This window comes from Paenibacillus pabuli, assembly GCF_039831995.1.
GTDB classification, from domain to species: Bacteria; Bacillota; Bacilli; order Paenibacillales; family Paenibacillaceae; genus Paenibacillus; species Paenibacillus pabuli_C.
In genome coordinates this window covers 2,113,088-2,131,596 of record NZ_JBDOIO010000003.1, presented here as the reverse complement: position 1 = coordinate 2,131,596, position 18,509 = coordinate 2,113,088, and the positions used below count along the sequence as shown (strand labels likewise).

Genomic DNA, 18,509 nt, shown 5'->3' with positions numbered 1-18,509 from the left:
CAAACCGAAGGGTAATCGGTCTTTTTACGTTGATAAACGAAGAGTGGGGGATGGGGTTATTTTCCTCAGGCCGTGTTATAATAGATACAGAATAGTACAGATGCATCTTCGGGGGTGGTACAGATGGACGGACAGGAAGAAAACGTGACGAAGCATGAACAGCTGCTGCAGCATATCGAACAATTAAAAGTCGGCAGTAAAATATCGGTTCGCGGACTGGCAAGGGAGCTTGGCGTAAGTGAAGGGACAGCTTATCGGGCTGTCAAGGAAGCAGAAAACTTTGGGCTGGTGGTGACCAAGGAACGGATTGGAACAGTACGTATCGAAAAGAGGCCGCGCGGCATGTCAGAACAGCTGACCTTTGCCGATGTGGTCACGATCGTGGAAGGTCATGTGCTCGGAGGCAGTGATGGCTTGTCCAAACCACTCCACAAGTATGTGATTGGTGCGATGAAAGAGCAGGCCATGGCCCGTTATATAGATGCTGGAAGTCTGCTTATTGTTGGTAACCGGGATAATGCCCATTCTCTTGCGCTTGAGCAGGGAGCAGGAGTACTTATCACCGGTGGATTCGGCACAAGTCGTGAAGTCAGATTGCTGGCAGACGAACTGGGACTGCCGATTATTTCTTCCAGACATGATACATTCACCGTAGCTTCGATGATTAACAGGGCAATCTTTGACCGATTGATCAAGAAAAAAATCATGCTTGTGGAAGACATTATTGGTCAGAAGCCTCGTCTTCAAGTACTCAAAGTCACCAGCTCTGCTGCCGATTTTCACAAGCTGGTTGCCGAAACGGGAGATCATCGCTTTCCCGTGGTTGACGAATGGAATCGTGTTATCGGTATTGTCAGCCTGAAGGATGTAAGCGAGCTTCTGGAAGACCAGAGCATTGAGAAATGCGTCGTGCGCCGCCCGGTCACTGCTTCGCTGCAAACCTCACTGGCTTCTGCCGCGCAGATCATGACTTGGGAAGGCATTGACTTTCTACCCATCGTGGATCGTAATCGCAAGTTGATTGCCTCGATCACGCGCAAGGAAGTACTGCAGGCAATGCGGGACGCGCAGAAGCAGCCGCAGCTGGGCGAGACCTTTGATCATCTGATCTGGAACGGCTTCGCCGAGGAACGCGGTGAACAGAATGAGTTGATGTTTCATGGATTCATTATTCCGCAGATGGCGACAGATCTGGGGACGATCTCTGAAGGGGTACTGCTGAACGTTATGACGCAGGCGGGACGGCGGGCTGCCTGGGATGTCACAGGTAACGATTATGTCGTAGATAATGTAACGACGTATTTTGTCCATCCGGTGCAGATCGAGGACCAGATATTGGTTCGTCCGGTCATTCTGGAGACGAGCCGCCGAACCTGTAAGATGGACATTGTCATTACCCGTGAAGGAAACGTCGTATGCAAAGCGATCATGACACTGCAATCCATTGACCACGGCTAGTTCAGGTGTTTTTTTTGGATTAACTGCTGCAATATGTGTAACAAAAGAGGATATTCCTCACCTCACTTGTGTAATGTCGAACCGCTGTTACAGCCAGTGTTCAGACATGTATCGATGGAGTGGAATATCCTCTTTTCGCTGCAGATAAACTACAAACACGTGCATTAAACAGACTGCCTGGACGCGCCGCCTGACTGATTTCCGCTGTGCTCCCGTAGACGGGCAAAGTAGCTGCGGTTTCGCAAACCGGCGAACAGATTGTAGGCACCGATTATCAGAAAGAGCGCTTCCACAACAATGGAGAGGCTCGAGCCGGTGATGACAAACATGAGGATTACGGATAGTACAATCAGCATGCCACCCATCCAGATGTTGGTCCACGAACGGTAAAGACCAGCGTCAGCAGTACTCGCGGCCCGATGCGAACGAATGCTGTTCAGAGCCGAACAGACCATGGCTAGAGCGAAAATGGCGATCAGGACATACTTGAGAACATCGATCAACACGAAAAGCAGCTCCTTTTCTGGAAAGCATTTACTGCCCTTATTGTACCACGCAAGCAGCGGATAAGGGGCAGTTTTTTCTAGCTGCTTCCCCGTAATTAAGCCGGAACATGCATCCGGATTTGCACCCAAACCTGAAGTACGCCTTCCATAACGAGCATCGTTTTGACCTGTACGGTATATTCTTTTTCTCTGACTGTGTAGACTTTCTGGTTCAACATGATGCGTGTCATTTTGCTGTACTCATCGATATTGAATACATCACGTCCGCGAAGAACCTCAAGCTCGTCCCCCAGCTTCTGCAGCATGATTTTGAGCGATGCCTCGTCCGGTCCTTTGTCAGACTCTTCGGCTCGCACCTTAATTTCCTTAATGACGGTTTGCCGTTTACTGTATTTTTTCAGCGTTTTGATATCCTCCTCATTCTGATGCAGCTGGAGCTGCAATTCCTGATTGGTTAGCCAGAGCTTGTTATAGCTCAGGTGAAATACACCGTTATATACGATGCTTCCCGCGATCATTCCCAGGACAAACACAGCAGTCATGCGCATAAGCGGACGGTAGCGTGAAAAAGGCGGAATCCTCATTGGCGCAGTCCCGATGTCATATTAACCCCGGCCTCCGCCACATACCCATTTTACGAGTTCGGTTCCCATATGAGCGCCCATAAAAGCCGAGATCAGGTACAGAATTTGCTTGACCGCAGGCGACAGATTGCCGTCGAGAAAGTTGCTCTCGATGACACGCATCGGATCGATGGTGCCGCCAACTGCGGCTGCAAGCGCCCATATCTTGATTTTTCCGGAAATATCAAGCATCGTCTGAGTCGGAGGCTGGAGAGAGATAACAGCACCAATTCCTCCGATCATCGCGCCGCCCAGCACGATACCAAACGCAATAAAGAAATCAAGAATGGCTTTGGATAAAAATGTGCTCACCCACAAACACCCCTTTCAGACCCAGCAGCACACCTCCTGTCAGTGGTCCGAAACAGGGGGAGTGGCTTGTACTCCTATTGTATGGGCGTGCCCCCGGTCGATATGATAAAATAGAATAATAAAGTACTGTTGTACCTAATGAAATTCTATTCATTTATTGTATTCATATAGAAGAAAGATAGGCAGCATGGGTTCCGAAAGACTAATGCTGCAGCTATCCGCGGCGAAAGGAAGTAACGAACATGAGTTCTTTTGTGCACTTGCACGTTCATAGTGAATATAGTTTGCTGGACGGCGCTGCGCGTATTCCGGATCTCGTGAACCAGGCCGCAGATCTTGGAATGACCACACTCGCATTGACCGATCACGGCGTTATGTACGGCGCTGTTCCCTTTTATAAAGCCTGTATCGAACGGGGCATCAAGCCGATAATCGGTTGTGAGGCATACATGACTGCAGGGTCCCGCAAGGAGCGGGGTAGCCGCAAGGATCAGCCGATTCACCACCTGATTTTGCTGGCGAAGAACATGACGGGTTACCGCAACCTGATGAAATTATGCTCCATCGGGCATTTGGAAGGTTTCCATTACAAGCCACGTATTGATATGGAGAGTTTGGCTGCTCATCACGAGGGCATTATCTGCCTGAGTGCTTGTCTGGGAGGAGAAGTTCCCCAGCATTTGCTCCATGGGCGGGATGAAGAGGCCCGGCGTGCAGCGCTTCGTTATAAACATATTTTTGGTCCTGATTTCTATCTGGAGCTTCAGGATCATGGTTTGGCAGAACAGAAGAGAGTCAATCCCCAACTGATTCGTCTAGCAGAGGAACTGGATATTCCGCTTGTGGCGACCAATGATGTGCATTACCTGTCGGAAGCGGACGCTGAACTTCAGGATGTATTAATTTGCATTGGCACCGGCAAAACCGTCGATGATGAGAGTCGTCTTCGAATTGGGACCAATCAGTTGTATTTGAAAAGTGGGCAGGAGATGGCCCGCTTGTTCCCTCATGTGGAAGAAGCGCTGAACAACACGGTTCGTATTGCCGAATCCTGTGAACTGCAGCTGGAATTCGGCAAGTCCATCTTGCCTGAGTACAGACCGCTGCCTGAGGGGCAGAGTCCTTCGGACTACCTAAGACAGCTCTGTGAAAAAGGCATGGAAGAACGATATGCCGAGTCAGAACGCTGGACGGATTCGGAGCTTCGTTCCGGACTGGAGCAGCGATTGAACTATGAACTTCAAGTCATCGACAGCATGGGCTTCTCGGATTATTTCCTGATCGTATGGGATTTTATCGCTTATGCCCACAGACAAGGGATCGTTACCGGCCCAGGCCGGGGTTCCTCGGCGGGAAGCCTTGTTGCCTATACACTGCATATTACCGATGTTGATCCGATGAAATATAACCTGCTCTTTGAACGTTTCCTGAATCCTGAACGTATTTCCATGCCCGATATCGATATCGATTTCAGCGATGAACGGCGGGATGAGGTGATTGACTATGTCGCTGACAAGTACGGTAAAGCACATGTAGCGCAGATTATTACTTTTGGTACGATGGCTGCGCGTGCAGCAGTAAGGGACGTTGGGCGAGCGCTGAACGTCCCTTATGGCGAGGTGGATAAGGCGGCGAAGCTGATTCCTGCACAGCTCGGAATCAACATCCGCCGTGCCATGGAAGCAACACCCGAACTGAAGGCTTTATATGAAACGAAGCCGAAAACCCGTGAACTCCTGGACATGGCCATGAAGGTGGAAGGCATGCCGCGCCATGCGTCCACGCATGCTGCCGGGGTCGTTATATCCCGCGATCCTCTGACCGATGCCGTACCGCTTCAGGAAGGAAGCGAAGGCACTGCGCTAACCCAATACTCGATGGAAAACCTGGAGTCGATCGGGCTGCTCAAGATGGACTTTCTCGGTCTGCGAACCCTTTCCATTATCGAACGCTGCCTGCGCTGGATTGGAGAAGAGGGCGAGGTTCCGGATTTTCGCTACATAGCGGATGATGATGCAGCGACGTACGAGATGCTTGGCCGTGGTGACACGATGGGCATATTCCAGCTGGAATCAGCCGGCATGCGGCGTGTATTGAAGGATCTTAAGCCGACTGTATTTGAAGACATCATCTCCGTTCTCGCTTTGTATCGTCCGGGCCCAATGGAGTTCATCTCCAAGTATATTCAGGGCAAGCATGGAGAAATTGAGATCGATTATCCACATGCGGATCTGGAATCCATTCTTAAGGATACGTATGGCATCATTGTCTATCAGGAACAGATCATGCAGATTGCTTCGCGAATGGCGGGTTTCTCGCTGGGAGAAGCGGACTTGCTTCGCCGTGCCGTTTCCAAGAAGAAACGGGAAGTGCTCGATCTGGAACGTGGACATTTCGTACAGGGTAGTCTCAAACAAGGCTATAGCGAGGAAGAAGCGGACCTGGTCTACGACATGATTGTGAAGTTCGCCAACTACGGCTTCCCGCGTGCCCACGCCGCGGCATATGGTGTACTGGCGTTCCAGACCGCATATTTGAAAGCTCATTACCCGGTTCATTTTATGGCTTCCATGTTAACTGCCGTTATGGGTAGTCACCGGAAGGTTGCGGAATACGTCGTGGAATGTCGTCGTATGGGGATTGAGGTCTTGCCGCCTGACGTGAACGAGAGTGGCATTCTGTTTACTCCGGTCTTTGCAGTACCCGGCAAACCGGAGAAGAATCAGACTGACGGGTCCGACATGAACGATGGGAACAATCCAGAACATGATATGTATGACCATTCCGGTCAGGATGAATATGGCGAAGCGCCACTGCCGGATGACCCGGGCCCAATGCCCGAAGAGGGTGATGATTCATATGGCTGGCAAGCTTCGACCGCGATGCATGAAGCCGTGAATCAAGATTCGCTTTCTGGAAACGGTAATGAATCATCTGCAACAAAACATTTGGATCGGGATGAAACGGCAATATCCGGTATTGCGGACCAGGACCGGAATCAGGCTGAGGTGTTTACATCTGGTTCCATCCGTTTTGGACTGGCTGCTGTGAAGAATGTCGGCACCCAAGCCATGGAGAGTATCATGCTCGTCCGCAAGGAACGTCCATTCGACAGTTTGCTCGATTTTTGTCGCCGGGTTGATCTGCGAGTCTGCAACAAACGTGTCATTGAATCGCTGATTCAGGCGGGAGCTTTTGACACTTTGCCAGGACACCGGGCTCAACTGCTCGCGATGCTGGACGAGACGGTGGAAGCTGCTCTGAAGTGGCGCAAGGAGCGCGAGGATCTGCAGATTCAGCTGTTTGATTTTGTTGAGACGCCAAACTGGGAAATTGAATATCCCCAGATCCCTGCCTATTCGGCCACTCAGCAACTGGAGCTTGAGCGAGAACTGCTGGGACTCTACCTCTCGGGTCATCCGCTCGATGATTATGAAGATGTGCTCGAATCGAGCGGAGCGGACCGGATTATGGAGCTGACGGAAGCAGCCGACGATACGATGGCCGTCGCTGCCGGGATGGTGGTGTCTGTGAAGTCGATCACGACGAAACAGGGCAAGGCCATGGCGTTCATGGAGCTGGAAGACCAGATTGAACGCTGCGAAGTGGTTCTCTTTCCCGAAGTATGGCGGCGCAGCCAGCAGCATGTCGGGAAAGGCGAACTGCTCGTCGTGCGTGCCAAAGTGCAGCAGCAGGACGAAGGGTTTAAGCTGCTGGCTGAGGAAGTGGCGCCTCTTAGTCAGGCAGCACTGGAACAGCAGCTGCGCAGCCGCGAACGGCGCGGGAAGCCCGGCAGCGGCAGTCCTTCGCGCCAGGCGGCCCCGGTACGGCAGCCAGCCGGTGCGGGAGCCGGAGCTGTACGGAGCAGCGCAGGCGGAGGGCCTGCAGCAGCGCGCAGCGGGGAAGGCGCAGACAAGGCTGAAGCGACGCCTGGATCATCGCCAGGCAGCAACGCTTCTGCTGTTGGAGCTGAACAGAGCCGCCGGTCGCAGGCCGCACAGCAGCGGGTGTTCGTGAAAATCACTCCGCAGTCCGAGAAGCCGGAACTGCTGGCACGTTTGAAGCAGCTGCTCCAGCAGCATCCAGGTCCGGTTGCAACGGTACTTTTCTATGAGCAGCAGCAGAAATTGCTCGCGTTAAGTGATGCTTACCGGATTAAACCGTCACCGACGCTGTTCTCAGAGATGGAACAGATGCTGGGCGAAGGTACGGTCAAAATCAAGTAATGGTTTGGCGAAGCCCATAGCCAAAGGAAGAACCTGTCTGGTATTGCCGGACGGGTTCTTTTTTTGGCCAGAGTAGGTGAATCTGTTGCCCGAGCTTTCCAGTTTAAACCCTGGACAGAGGTCCATTCGTGTTTTTTTTATGAACGTTTTGCAGATTTACCGCATACACTTGAGAACACCGAAGGACCTCGCGGTCCTCGGGGGAGCGATGCGGGAGGTCGAGATATGTCATATGAAATCGTAGAAGCCATGCTGGCCCGGCGGGGTGTACAGATTGATGCAATCGCTGAAATTGTATATCGTCTGCAAAAAGGGTACCACCCGGAACTGACAATGGATGATTGTGTAACGAGTGTAAAATCGGTACTGCAAAAAAGAGAGGTTCAGTATACCTTGTATACGGGCATTGCTCTGGATGAACTAGCTGAAAAACGTCTTTTGCCTCAGCCGCTGCAGGCCATTATGGAAGCGGATGAATCCCTGTATGGAGTGGACGAGACTCTTGCCCTTGGCATTACCCATGTGTATGGCATGATTGGTTTAACCAGTTTTGGTTACCTGGATAAAGAAAAAATAGGCGTTATTCACGATCTGAATGAAGATGGATCAGGCATTCATGTTTTTCTGGATGATCTGGTCGCTGGTCTGGCTGCCGCGGCTTCAGCACGAATTGCCCACAAGAATCTTAATGCCAAAAAATACCCTACGGATTAATAATTTCCTCCCGAGCTGCAGGACATTCAGGGCGGCTGGTGCTGCCCTGAAGTACCTGAGCGTCTGATCTCCCTTGCCTGAATATAGGACGAAGTGTTAAGCGAATCGGTTATCCTAGTGGGACAAATGTCCCTCAAGATCCCGTTTTCTCCCCTAAGGTCCCGAACCCTTCCTTGCAGAAAAAAACGGAGGTATGGTATCATTAGTCCAATATACGGGCTCTGAACATTAGCTTAGGGGGCGGACATGGCATGTGGACGGTGATTTACATTGCACCGACAGCAAAGGTTGCGGACAAGATTAAGACCAAGCTTTCGGAAGAAGGTTTTCTGGTACAGACCCGTCCCATCAGTTTATCCAAGCAGCAATTTGAGATTCGCGTCCCTTCTGGGGAATTGGAAGAAGTCCAGGAAGTGCTGAATTCAATTCTGCATTCCTGATTTGATTCAACATCAGAGGTGCCTTGGCGAAGAAGAAAGTACCATCGGTACATAAGGGGCTAACCGCGCAAGCGGAGAGAGGAATCGACTTGCATGTATTGTATGCTGCTGTCCTTCCTTCTTTTTTTGTTAGGCTATGGACTGACCAGGCTGCTCCCGGAGACCCTACCGAGACAAGTTCAAGTATTTCGCGCAACAATCTTTCGGTATTACAGGTAACATCAATTGTGCTGACAGAAGCCACTGATATTTGCCTGATGCCGGCGGATTTTTTTGTTGTGAATGCCTGGACAAGGCCCATTGCAGCGTGTGGGTCGTAAGCGGTTCACCGCAGTACCTGTGTAGAAGTCGCTTGTAGCGATGTACTGCAGGGTGCGGCTATCAAATCAACGGCTGGAGAGGTGTAGTTGTGTTCAAAGATATATTCCAGAAAAAACGGAAGTACGCTACCATACCTTCCGAGCGTGCGGTTCGTGGCGAAGGCCAGGAAGTCGTAGAACGTCCAAAGCGTGAAATCCCTGAAGGGCTTATGAACAAGTGCAGCAAATGCGGCACGATTCAATATAGCAAGGAATTGGAGAAAAATCTGAAAGTATGTCCTGCTTGCGGCTACCACATGCGCTTGAATGCCATGGAGCGAATTGCCATGGTTTTGGACGAGCAGGGTTTTGTTGAGCTGGATGCCGACATGGTGTCGGTGGATCCGCTTGGTTTCCCTGGATACGCCAGCAAGCTGGAACAACAGCGTTTGAAGTCAGGCCTGAAGGAAGCTGTAATCACAGGTGAAGGGACAATCGAAGGCTTGCCTGTGGTTGTTGCTGTCATGAGTTTTGATTTCTTCACAGGCAGCATGGGTTCTGTCGTTGGGGAGAAAATTACCCGTGCTGTTGAGCACGCGACTGAGAAAAACTTGCCCCTGATTATTTTTTCAACTTCTGGTGGAGCGCGGATGCAGGAGAGTATCCTCAGCTTGATGCAGATGGCCAAAACAAGTGCTGCCTTGGCTCGTTTGGATGAACAGGGAGGGCTTTATATTTCGGTTATCACGGATCCGACCACCGGCGGGGTATCGGCGAGTTTCGCGAGTTTGGGCGATATCAACATCGCTGAACCAGGTGCCGTATTTGGCTTTGCCGGCCGAATTGTCATTGAGCAAACCATTCGTCAGAAGCTGCCTGAGGATTTCCAGACAGCAGAATTTAATATGCAGCATGGTCAGTTGGACTTGGTGATTCACCGGAAGGAACTTCGTACGACCCTTGCCAAGCTTCTGGATATGCACAGTGAAAAAGGAGGGGTCTAAATGGCGGGTGAGTTGCCATATGAAGCGCCTCTGGTTGAGATGCGCAAAAAGATTGAGGAGCTTGTACAGTTTGGACAGGAGAAGGGCATTGATTTCACGGATGAAATCGCCCGCCTGGAGGAACGTTATCATAGACTTGAAGAAGAGATCTATTCCGGCATAACGGCAGCTCAGAAAATGCATCTGGCGCGTCATCAACAGCGTCCGACTGCGTTAGATCTGATTCAGCTGATCTTTACCGATTTTATCGAACTTCATGGTGATCGGATGTTTGGTGACGATCTGGCCGTCGTTGGCGGCCTTGCGAAGCTGAATGGAAGAACGGTAACCGTCATCGGACAACAGCGGGGGAAAGATACGAAGGATAATATCGCCCGCTTTTTCGGGAGCGCACATCCGGAAGGTTTCCGCAAAGGACTGCGGCTGATGAAGCAGGCCAATAAATTTGGCCGTCCAATTATTACATTTGTTGATACTAAAGGAGCCTATCCGGGTAATACTGCAGAAGAGAGAGGTCAATCGGAAGCCATCGCCCGTAACCTGATTGAAATGGCGAAGCTCACGGTGCCTGTAATTGTTGTGGTTATCGGCGAGGGTGGAAGCGGCGGCGCACTCGCCTTGGCTGTAGGCAATCGTGTACTCATGCTGGAGCATGCCATTTATTCAGCGATCTCTCCGAATGGTGCAGCATCCATCCTGTGGAAGGATGCATCCAAGGCAGATCAGGCAGCTGAAGCGATGAAGATTACAGCCAAGGATCTGCTGGAGATGGAAGTTATTGAGGAAATTGTACCTGAACCACGTGGTGGCGCACATCGGGATTATGAAGGTGCTGCCGCAGCGATCAGCGAAGCTCTGGTTCGTCATTTGGAAGAGATGAAAGACTGGAGCGGGGATCAGCTCAAGCAGGATCGGTACGAGAAATTCCGTAAAATCGGGTCCGTTACGTTTGAATCGCCAACGCCAGCGACTCCAATTGAAGCTCCTGAGGAACCCGTTCGAGTGGATGCAGTGAATAATTTGTCGGTAAATGCAGAATGATGTGACGAATTTCCTATACAAATGAATGAAAGTATAGTAAATTTAATAGTTGGAAAAAGAAAAAAGACATATACAGAGAGACCTTTTAAAATCGGAGGAAACCCAAAATGCGCAAAACGAAAATTGTATGTACAATCGGTCCATCCAGTGAATCACTGGAGAATACCAAAAAATTGATTATGGCCGGTATGAACGTGGCCCGTCTGAACTTCTCCCACGGTGATTTCGATGAGCACGGCGGACGGATCAAAGCGATTCGCCAAGCATGCGAAGAGTTGAATAAAACCGTAGCAATCCTGCTGGACACCAAAGGACCGGAAATTCGGACAGGTAAACTCGAAGTTGAACCGATTGAATTGGTTCAGGACGAGTACATCACTTTGACAACAGAAGAAATTCTGGGCACCAAAGAACGTCTTTCCATTACGTATGCAGATCTTCCGAATGATGTTGAGCCAGGATCTACAATTCTGATCGACGACGGTCTGATCGGACTGACTGTGGTGGAAGTGCAAGGCACCGAGATCAAATGCCGTATCGTGAACGGCGGAACGATCAAAAGTAAAAAAGGTGTTAACGTTCCGGGCGTTGCCATTTCTCTGCCGGGTATCACTGAAAAAGATGCGAACGATATCGTATTTGGTATCGAGCAAGGTATCGATTTCATCGCGGCTTCTTTTGTTCGTAAAGCAAGTGACGTGCTTGAGATTCGTGAACTGCTTGAGAAACACAATGCTGGACATATCCAAATCATCTCCAAAATTGAGAACCAACAAGGTGTAGACAACCTGGATGAGATCCTTGAAGTGTCCGATGGCCTGATGGTAGCTCGTGGTGACCTTGGTGTGGAAATTCCTGCTGAAGAAGTACCGTTGGTACAAAAACGCATGATCGAAAAATGTAATGTTGCAGGTAAACCGGTTATTACAGCTACACAAATGCTGGATTCCATGCAACGCAACCCGCGTCCAACACGTGCGGAAGCAAGTGACGTTGCGAATGCGATCTTCGACGGAACAGACGCTATCATGCTGTCCGGTGAGACAGCTGCGGGTAAATACCCGGTTGAATCCGTTCTGACGATGTCCCGTATCGCAGAAAAAGCAGAGTCCGCTCTGCCATACCAAGAGCTGTATCTGAAACAACGTGTTGCACAACAAACAACCGTTACAGAAGCAATCAGTCAATCCGTTGCGCTGTCCGCTCAGGATCTGAACGCAAAAGCGATCATCACTTCGACTGAATCTGGCCATACGGCTCGTATGGTTTCCAAATACCGTCCGGAAGCTCCAATCATTGCTGTGACTACGGAAGATAGAACTTCCCGTCGTCTTGCACTGGCTTGGGGTGTTACACCGGTGAAAGGCAGACGTTGTGACTCAACGGATTCCTTGTTTGAGAATGCAATCGAAGGCGGTTTGAAATCCGGAATCGTCAAAGAAGGCGATTTGGTTGTCATCACTGCGGGTGTACCTCTGGGTCGCTCCGGTTCCACCAACCTGATCAAAGTAAGCCAAATTCCAAACAACGCTTAATTGAACATTAAGCTTTAGATGGATCATGAACAGGAATGAAGCAATGGGGCAATTGTCCCGTTGCTTTTTTCCATCTTTATGACACTTTTCACGGGATGAATACGTATGAATGGTAGACCGAAGGAGGCCGGTAACATGCAAGAACAGCGCTATGGAAACTGGTATGCGGCACGTCTGCGTGTGCGCTATCAAGAGAGTGATCAGATGGGTGTGGTCTATCACGCCAACTATTTGAATTGGTTTGAAATCGGTCGAACCGAGATGATTCGCCAAATGGGGTATACATATCGTAAAATGGAGGAACAGGGGCTACTGCTTCCCGTAACCGGACTGGATGTGAAATACCATAAGCCAGCAAAGTATGATGATGAGATTATGATATTCACCCGAATTGTTGCATTTAGCGGTCTGCGATTGAATTATGAGTACGACGTAAGACGTATGACTGAAGACCTTGCTATACAATTTGGCATTGGAGAACAGGTATGGGCTTCTGATGAATCGCTTCCGGGAGAACGACTGGTTACAGGCTCTACCCAGCATGTGTGGGTGAATGGAGGCTGGAAGCCGGTCAGACTGGATAAGGCCGCCCCTGAGCTCTATAGCGCACTGGAGAAAGTGTGGCTCTCAGGAAAGGAGTAATGGGTAATGCGAAAATGGATGTGGGCTATATTATTATTCGTTCCGGTTATTGAATTGTTTGGATTCATTCTAATGAGTGACTGGATCGGAGCCGGGAAGACACTGCTTCTCATGATTCTCACGTCCTTGATTGGTATAGCGATGCTGCAATTTGAAGGGCGAAAAGTACTCGTCGATGCCAAAACCGAGATGGAGCGAGGTAAAGTGCCTGGACGGAAAATGGTAGACGGACTTTTTATTTTTGTGGGTGGTTTCCTGCTGTTGATTCCAGGGTTTGTTACGGATATCATCGGATTTACCCTGGTATTTCCTTTAACACGTGCTGTGTACCGCTTATTTTTCCTGGGTTGGCTTGAGAAAAAAATGAAAAACGGCAGTATCACGTTCTACCGCCGTCGGTGATATTGAATTGAATTGATATCTAAAGGCTCCTTCTCGCAGATCTTTTTTCTGCAGGAAGGAGCCTTTTTGATGTGGTGACGAATGTATGGATGTTTATCGTACCCTGCCATTAATGATGTAGGTTCTTAGGTCACGCAGCACATTCGCACGATTGAATGCATCAAGGATGACCAAGCTGACAGGACCGATGATTAAGCCGAGTACGCCAAAGAGCTTCAGTCCAACAAACATGCCCACAAGTGTCGCAAGCGGATCCAGACCAACACTGCTTGCCAGCACCTTTGGTTCAATGATCTGTCTGGCAATCAGGACGATGAGATAAATGACTGAAATACCAATTCCCAGATAGAGGTCACCGTTCATAAACAGGTACGCCGCCCAGGGAACCATCACCAATCCAACGCCAAGATAAGGCAGAAGATCAACCAGGCCGATTAGCAGAGCGATGGTAAAGGCAGATTTCACCTGTAAGATGAGCAATCCAATCATGACAAATACCGCCGTAATGGAAATCATGATCAGTTGCGCCCTGGCGTAGCCGAAAAGTGCCTTTTTCAGGTCGTTCCATATATCCATAATCGGTTTGCGAATCGAAGAAGGCACCCATCCCGAGACCGTAATGCCGTGGCGGGTCCAGCTTTTGCTAATAAAGAAGGTGGAAAGCAGGACGACAATTAATACAGCTCCCATATTGGGAAGCGAGGACAGCAGGCCCAGAATCATATTGAAAAATCCAGTAACCAAATCGCTGACAGCCGTACCTACCGTTTCGGTTGTTTTGCTGATATTGCTATTGATCGTTTCCTGATAGTTAGGATTTTCCTTATAAAATTCGTTAATCTGGCCGATCAGGTTCTGAATCGTATCGTTTTGGGTCCAGCGGACAAAGGTTTCCTTGATCTCATCCACATGCAGGTCAAAACTCGTGGTGAGTGAAATGACTTCTTTTACCATACGGGTTACCGCCGCAGAAAGTATCACAACAATAGCCCCAAAATAGACGATCAATGATAGGGTCACGGCGAACCAGCGTGGGAAGCGGGCCTTGTCCTGAAGCAGCTTCACCAGCGGATTCATCGCGTAAGCGATAATCCATGCAATGACGAAGGGATATAGAAGCGGGAACAGCAAGTATATGGCAAAGGCGATCAGAACGGTCGCAATAATGACCCACAAGCCGCGCAGCAGGCGTTTAATAATAATTCTGTCCAAACGTCACGTCTCCTTCTAATAATTTCGAACAGCATAGAAGCTATCTAGTTAATATAGAGCAATTGCAGCGTTTTGAAACGTTAGATTTGCCTGCCAGGGGGCATTTATTTTCTTTTGCCTAGAGTATGCCAGAACACAGGGATATATAGCAATATTCATGGAGCCGACGCACAGAATTATATAAATAGGATAAAATGTCAACCTTGTTTTTGTAAAGGCTTTCAAAAATGATTTATAGGCGTGATAAAGAAGTTTGATGTGCGAAAGGCCTTCCGTGATGTTCACATAACCGACAAAATCCAGTATGATGTTATAAGGAAATACCGATTGACAGATAAGAAACCCGAATTTTGACGGTTTTACTATTTTATGAATTGTAAATGTTTACAACACCTATTACTATGCGTTTCTGAGAGCTTCATCATGCTTTGTGGTTTCTTGATTTCGTTTATTAAAGGAGAGATGTAATATGACAGCTACCAAAGGTCTGGAAGGCATCGTTGCAACAACCTCTTCGATCAGTTCCATTGTAGACGGTGTACTTACATACCGTGGCTACAATATTGACGATTTGGCTGAACACGCAAGCTTTGAAGAAGTTGCTTATTTGCTGTGGTTTGGCAAATTGCCCAATACGGATGAATTGAAATCCCTTCGTAAAAGCCTGAGCGATTACGCGCCGATTCCGAGCGAGTTGATTGCACAAATCCAATTGTATCCGAAAAACATGAGTACCATGGCAGCACTGCGTTCTGCAATATCCGCACTTGGACTGTATGATGAGCAGGCTGACGAGATGACAGCTGAAGCCAATGAAAATAAAGCGGTCAAATTGCAAGCTCAATTGCCAACCATTGTGGCAGCCATCGCCCGCATCCGTCAGGGGAAGGATCCTGTGGCTCCTAAAGAAGGCGCTTCCATCGCTGAGAATTTCCTGTATATGATGACAGGTGAAGAACCTTCCGAAACGGCAGTTAAGGCGCTGGATCAAGCGCTGGTTCTGCACGCGGATCACGAACTGAATGCCTCGACGTTTGCAGCACGGGTAACCGTAGCGACGCTCTCCGACATTTATTCAGGTGTAACTTCCGCTATCGGCGCGCTGAAGGGACCCCTGCATGGTGGTGCCAACGAAGCCGTCATGAAAATGTTGAATGAGATCGGCACGCCGGATCGTCTGGAAGCGGCGATTCAGGAGAAGCTGAACAACCGTGAGAAAATCATGGGCTTCGGACATCGTGTATACAAAAACGGTGATCCACGTGCCAAACACCTGCAGAAGATGTCCAAGGAGCTGGGCACCATGAACAATGATACCCGCCTTTATGAGATGTCTGTGAAGATTGAAGAACTGGTTACCGGGCAAAAAGGCTTGAAGCCAAACGTGGATTTCTATTCCGCTTCCGTGTATACCCAACTGGGAATTGAACAGGAACTGTTTACGCCGATCTTTGCCATCAGCCGGGTATCCGGATGGACAGCTCATATTCTGGAGCAGCTCGCGGATAACCGCATTATTCGTCCACGTGCGGAATATACAGGTCCAACGGATCAACGTTACATTTCAGTTGAGCTTCGCTAAAAGGCTGAAAACCAGTATAATAAACTGGATGAGGTGAAGGGTTCTGAAAAACTGGCTGCACGCCTGGCCAGAGATCAAGACCCTTCCTTCGATAAGACAAGCGGTATCATGATACCGGAATTATACCAACACTCAAGGAGGAATTATGATTATGAAATTAGAAAAATTCGCTCATCCAACTGAAGGGGAAAAAATTCAGATTGATAACGGAACACTGCAAGTGCCTAATAACCCGATCATTCCTTTTATCGAAGGTGACGGTACAGGCCGCGACATCTGGAAAGCTTCCAAGCGTGTACTTGATGCAGCTGTTGAAAAAGCATACGATGGCAGCAAAAAAATTGCATGGTATGAAGTGTTTGCTGGTGAGAAAGCATTCAATACATACGGTGAGTGGTTGCCAAACGATACGCTTGAAGCGATTCGTGAGTATATCGTAGCCATCAAAGGACCTCTGACGACGCCAATCGGTGGCGGAATTCGTTCCCTGAACGTAGCTTTGCGTCAAGAGCTTGATCTGTACACTTGCCTGCGTCCTGTACGCTACTTCGACGGCGTACCTTCCCCGGTTAAACGTCCTGAACTGGTAGACATGGTCATTTTCCGTGAGAATACAGAAGATATCTACGCAGGTATCGAGTACGCTGAAGGCTCGGATGAAGTGAAAAAAGTGATTCAGTTCCTGCAACAGGAGATGGGCGTTAACAAAATCCGTTTCCCTGAAACTTCGGGTATCGGTATCAAGCCAGTATCTTCCGAAGGTTCCAAACGTCTGGTACGTGCAGCCGTTCAGTATGCCATCGATCACAACCGTAAGAGTGTGACATTGGTACACAAAGGCAACATCATGAAATTTACTGAAGGTGCCTTCAAAAACTGGGGTTATGAAGTAGCTGAGGATGAGTTCGGCGATAAAGTGTTCACTTGGGCACAATACGATATCATCAAGGAAAAAGACGGTACGGATGCAGCGAATGCTGCTCAAAAAGCAGCTGAAGATGCGGGTAAAATCATCGTTAAAGATGCGATTGCCGACATTGCTCTGCAACAAGTATTGACTCGTCCGGGCGAATTCGACGTTATTGCTACATTGAACCTGAACGGTGACTACCTGTCCGACGCACTTGCTGCACAAGTTGGTGGGATCGGTATTGCTCCAGGAGCTAATATCAACTATGTAACAGGCCATGCGATCTTCGAAGCTACACACGGTACAGCACCTAAATATGCGGACAAAGACGTCGTGAACCCTGGTTCCGTTATCCTGTCCGGCGTTATGTTGCTTGAGCACCTGGGATGGCAAGAAGCAGCAAACCTGATCTACAAAGGTATGGAAACTTCCATCAACAACAAAACGGTAACGTATGACTTCGCACGTCTGATGGATGGTGCTACTGAAGTAAAATGCTCTGAATTCGCTGATCAAATCATTAAAAACCTGTAAGGGGAGTTGAGAGGCATGACTATTCAGCGCAAAAAAATCACAGTAGTCGGTGCCGGATTTACCGGAGCAACAACAGCTCTAATGCTTGCCCAAAAGGAGCTTGGAGATGTTGTACTGGTTGATATTCCTCAATTGGAAAACCCGACTAAAGGTAAGGCACTCGATATGCTTGAGGCAAGCCCTGTTCAAGGCTTTGACAGCAATATCATCGGAACTTCGAACTACGAAGATGCGGCGGGCTCAGACATTGTGATTATCACTGCAGGTATTGCCCGCAAACCGGGAATGAGCCGTGATGATCTGGTGAATACCAACGCAGGAATCGTGAAGTCCGTGTGTGAAAATGTGAAAAAGTATTGCCCTGATTCTATCGTCATTATTCTGAGTAACCCAGTAGATGCGATGACTTATGCAGCATATAAAACACTAGGATTTCCTAAAAATCGAGTTATCGGCCAGTCCGGTGTCCTAGATACGGCTCGTTATTGCACATTCATTGCGCAAGAGCTGAATGTATCCGTTGAGGATGTCCGTGGTTTCGTTCTCGGTGGCCACGGGGACGATATGGTACCACTTGTTCGTTATTCGAGCGTGGGCGGTATTCCAATCGATACATTGATTCCGGCAGATCGCATTGAATCCATCGTTCAACGGACACGTGTTGGCGGTGGTGAAATTGTCAATCTGCTTGGTAACGGAAGTGCCTATTACGCACCAGCAGCTTCACTGGTTCAGATGACCGAAGCCATTTTGAAGGACAAAAAACGGATCATCCCAGTGATTGCATACCTGGAAGGCGAATATGGTTATAACGACTTGTTCCTCGGTGTACCGACCATTCTGGGTGGGAACGGGATCGAGAAGGTGTTTGAACTCGAACTCACACCTGAAGAAAAGGCAGGGCTCGACAAATCTGCCGATTCCGTTCGAAACGTCATTTCAGTCGTAACCATATAAGTTTGAAAACTTCTTGAACATGAAAAGTGAGAAAACCTCTGGAAACCCGGAGGTTTTCTTTTCTTTGGATAAGTTCCCCAGTATAATGGGATGTGATGTATATCACACTGAA

The 18,509-nt window shown here is 49.0% G+C and carries 16 protein-coding genes; 12 read left to right on the top strand and 4 right to left on the bottom strand.

The genetic code is table 11. The features are described from left to right. Positions 1 to 123: 123 nt before the first annotated feature. Complete coding sequence (locus ABGV42_RS11535; RefSeq protein WP_347381774.1) at positions 124 to 1,458, top strand: DRTGG domain-containing protein; 1,335 nt, start codon at positions 124 to 126, stop codon at positions 1,456 to 1,458. A 164-nt stretch (positions 1,459 to 1,622) separates the two neighbouring features. Here the strand turns inward: ABGV42_RS11535 and ABGV42_RS11530 are convergent, their stop codons facing one another. From ABGV42_RS11530 to ABGV42_RS11520, 3 genes are all read right to left on the bottom strand, one after another. After that, positions 1,623 to 1,964 (bottom strand): YtpI family protein, encoded by a 342-nt coding sequence (locus ABGV42_RS11530; protein WP_347381773.1) that lies wholly within the window; start codon positions 1,962 to 1,964, stop codon positions 1,623 to 1,625. Between the two features lie 95 nt (positions 1,965 to 2,059). Beyond that, a complete protein-coding gene (locus tag ABGV42_RS11525; protein ID WP_347381772.1) occupies positions 2,060 to 2,548 on the bottom strand; it encodes a hypothetical protein in 489 nt (162 codons plus the stop codon). A 21-nt stretch (positions 2,549 to 2,569) separates the two neighbouring features. After that, a complete protein-coding gene (locus tag ABGV42_RS11520; protein ID WP_090920214.1) occupies positions 2,570 to 2,899 on the bottom strand; it encodes a YtrH family sporulation protein in 330 nt (109 codons plus the stop codon). A 242-nt stretch (positions 2,900 to 3,141) separates the two neighbouring features. Between ABGV42_RS11520 and ABGV42_RS11515 the strand changes: the two genes are divergently transcribed. The 8 genes from ABGV42_RS11515 to ABGV42_RS11480 all read left to right on the top strand — a co-directional run bounded on the left by ABGV42_RS11515 (position 3,142) and on the right by ABGV42_RS11480 (position 13,202). Beyond that, positions 3,142 to 7,125: a DNA polymerase III subunit alpha gene (locus ABGV42_RS11515; protein ID WP_347381771.1), complete on the top strand. Its 3,984-nt coding sequence runs from the start codon at positions 3,142 to 3,144 to the stop codon at positions 7,123 to 7,125. Positions 7,126 to 7,350: 225 nt separating this feature from the next. Next, on the top strand, positions 7,351 to 7,839 hold the full coding sequence (locus ABGV42_RS11510; protein ID WP_095288131.1) for a phosphatidylglycerophosphatase A family protein: 489 nt from the start codon (positions 7,351 to 7,353) through the stop codon (positions 7,837 to 7,839). Between the two features lie 251 nt (positions 7,840 to 8,090). After that, positions 8,091 to 8,279, top strand: a complete 189-nt coding sequence (locus ABGV42_RS11505; protein WP_017689496.1) for a hypothetical protein — start codon at positions 8,091 to 8,093, stop codon at positions 8,277 to 8,279. A 409-nt stretch (positions 8,280 to 8,688) separates the two neighbouring features. After that, positions 8,689 to 9,582 carry an acetyl-CoA carboxylase, carboxyltransferase subunit beta gene (gene accD, locus ABGV42_RS11500; RefSeq protein ID WP_347381770.1) on the top strand — a complete coding sequence of 298 codons (894 nt, stop codon included), beginning with the start codon at positions 8,689 to 8,691 and terminating at the stop codon, positions 9,580 to 9,582. After that, positions 9,583 to 10,623, top strand: a complete 1,041-nt coding sequence (locus ABGV42_RS11495; protein WP_347381769.1) for an acetyl-CoA carboxylase carboxyltransferase subunit alpha — start codon at positions 9,583 to 9,585, stop codon at positions 10,621 to 10,623. Between the two features lie 107 nt (positions 10,624 to 10,730). After that, entirely contained in the window at positions 10,731 to 12,158 is a 1,428-nt protein-coding gene (gene pyk, locus ABGV42_RS11490; protein ID WP_095288128.1) for a pyruvate kinase, read from the top strand. Between the two features lie 135 nt (positions 12,159 to 12,293). After that, the gene (locus ABGV42_RS11485; RefSeq protein WP_347381768.1) at positions 12,294 to 12,800 is read left to right on the top strand and encodes an acyl-CoA thioesterase; all 507 of its coding nucleotides are present in this window, start codon (positions 12,294 to 12,296) and stop codon (positions 12,798 to 12,800) included. 6 nt (positions 12,801 to 12,806) lie between these two features. After that, entirely contained in the window at positions 12,807 to 13,202 is a 396-nt protein-coding gene (locus tag ABGV42_RS11480; protein WP_110821036.1) for an FxsA family protein, read from the top strand. Positions 13,203 to 13,295: 93 nt separating this feature from the next. On the opposite strand, the gene ytvI is transcribed toward ABGV42_RS11480, so the two are convergent. Then, complete coding sequence (ytvI, locus tag ABGV42_RS11475; protein ID WP_347381767.1) at positions 13,296 to 14,414, bottom strand: sporulation integral membrane protein YtvI; 1,119 nt, start codon at positions 14,412 to 14,414, stop codon at positions 13,296 to 13,298. A gap of 469 nt (positions 14,415 to 14,883) precedes the next feature. Between ytvI and citZ the strand changes: the two genes are divergently transcribed. From citZ to mdh, 3 genes are all read left to right on the top strand, one after another. After that, entirely contained in the window at positions 14,884 to 15,996 is a 1,113-nt protein-coding gene (gene citZ / locus ABGV42_RS11470) for a citrate synthase (RefSeq protein WP_347381766.1), read from the top strand. Between the two features lie 151 nt (positions 15,997 to 16,147). After that, positions 16,148 to 17,440: an NADP-dependent isocitrate dehydrogenase gene (gene icd, locus ABGV42_RS11465; protein WP_175399645.1), complete on the top strand. Its 1,293-nt coding sequence runs from the start codon at positions 16,148 to 16,150 to the stop codon at positions 17,438 to 17,440. Between the two features lie 15 nt (positions 17,441 to 17,455). Beyond that, entirely contained in the window at positions 17,456 to 18,397 is a 942-nt protein-coding gene (gene mdh, locus ABGV42_RS11460; RefSeq protein ID WP_175399646.1) for a malate dehydrogenase, read from the top strand. Positions 18,398 to 18,509: the final 112 nt, after the last annotated feature.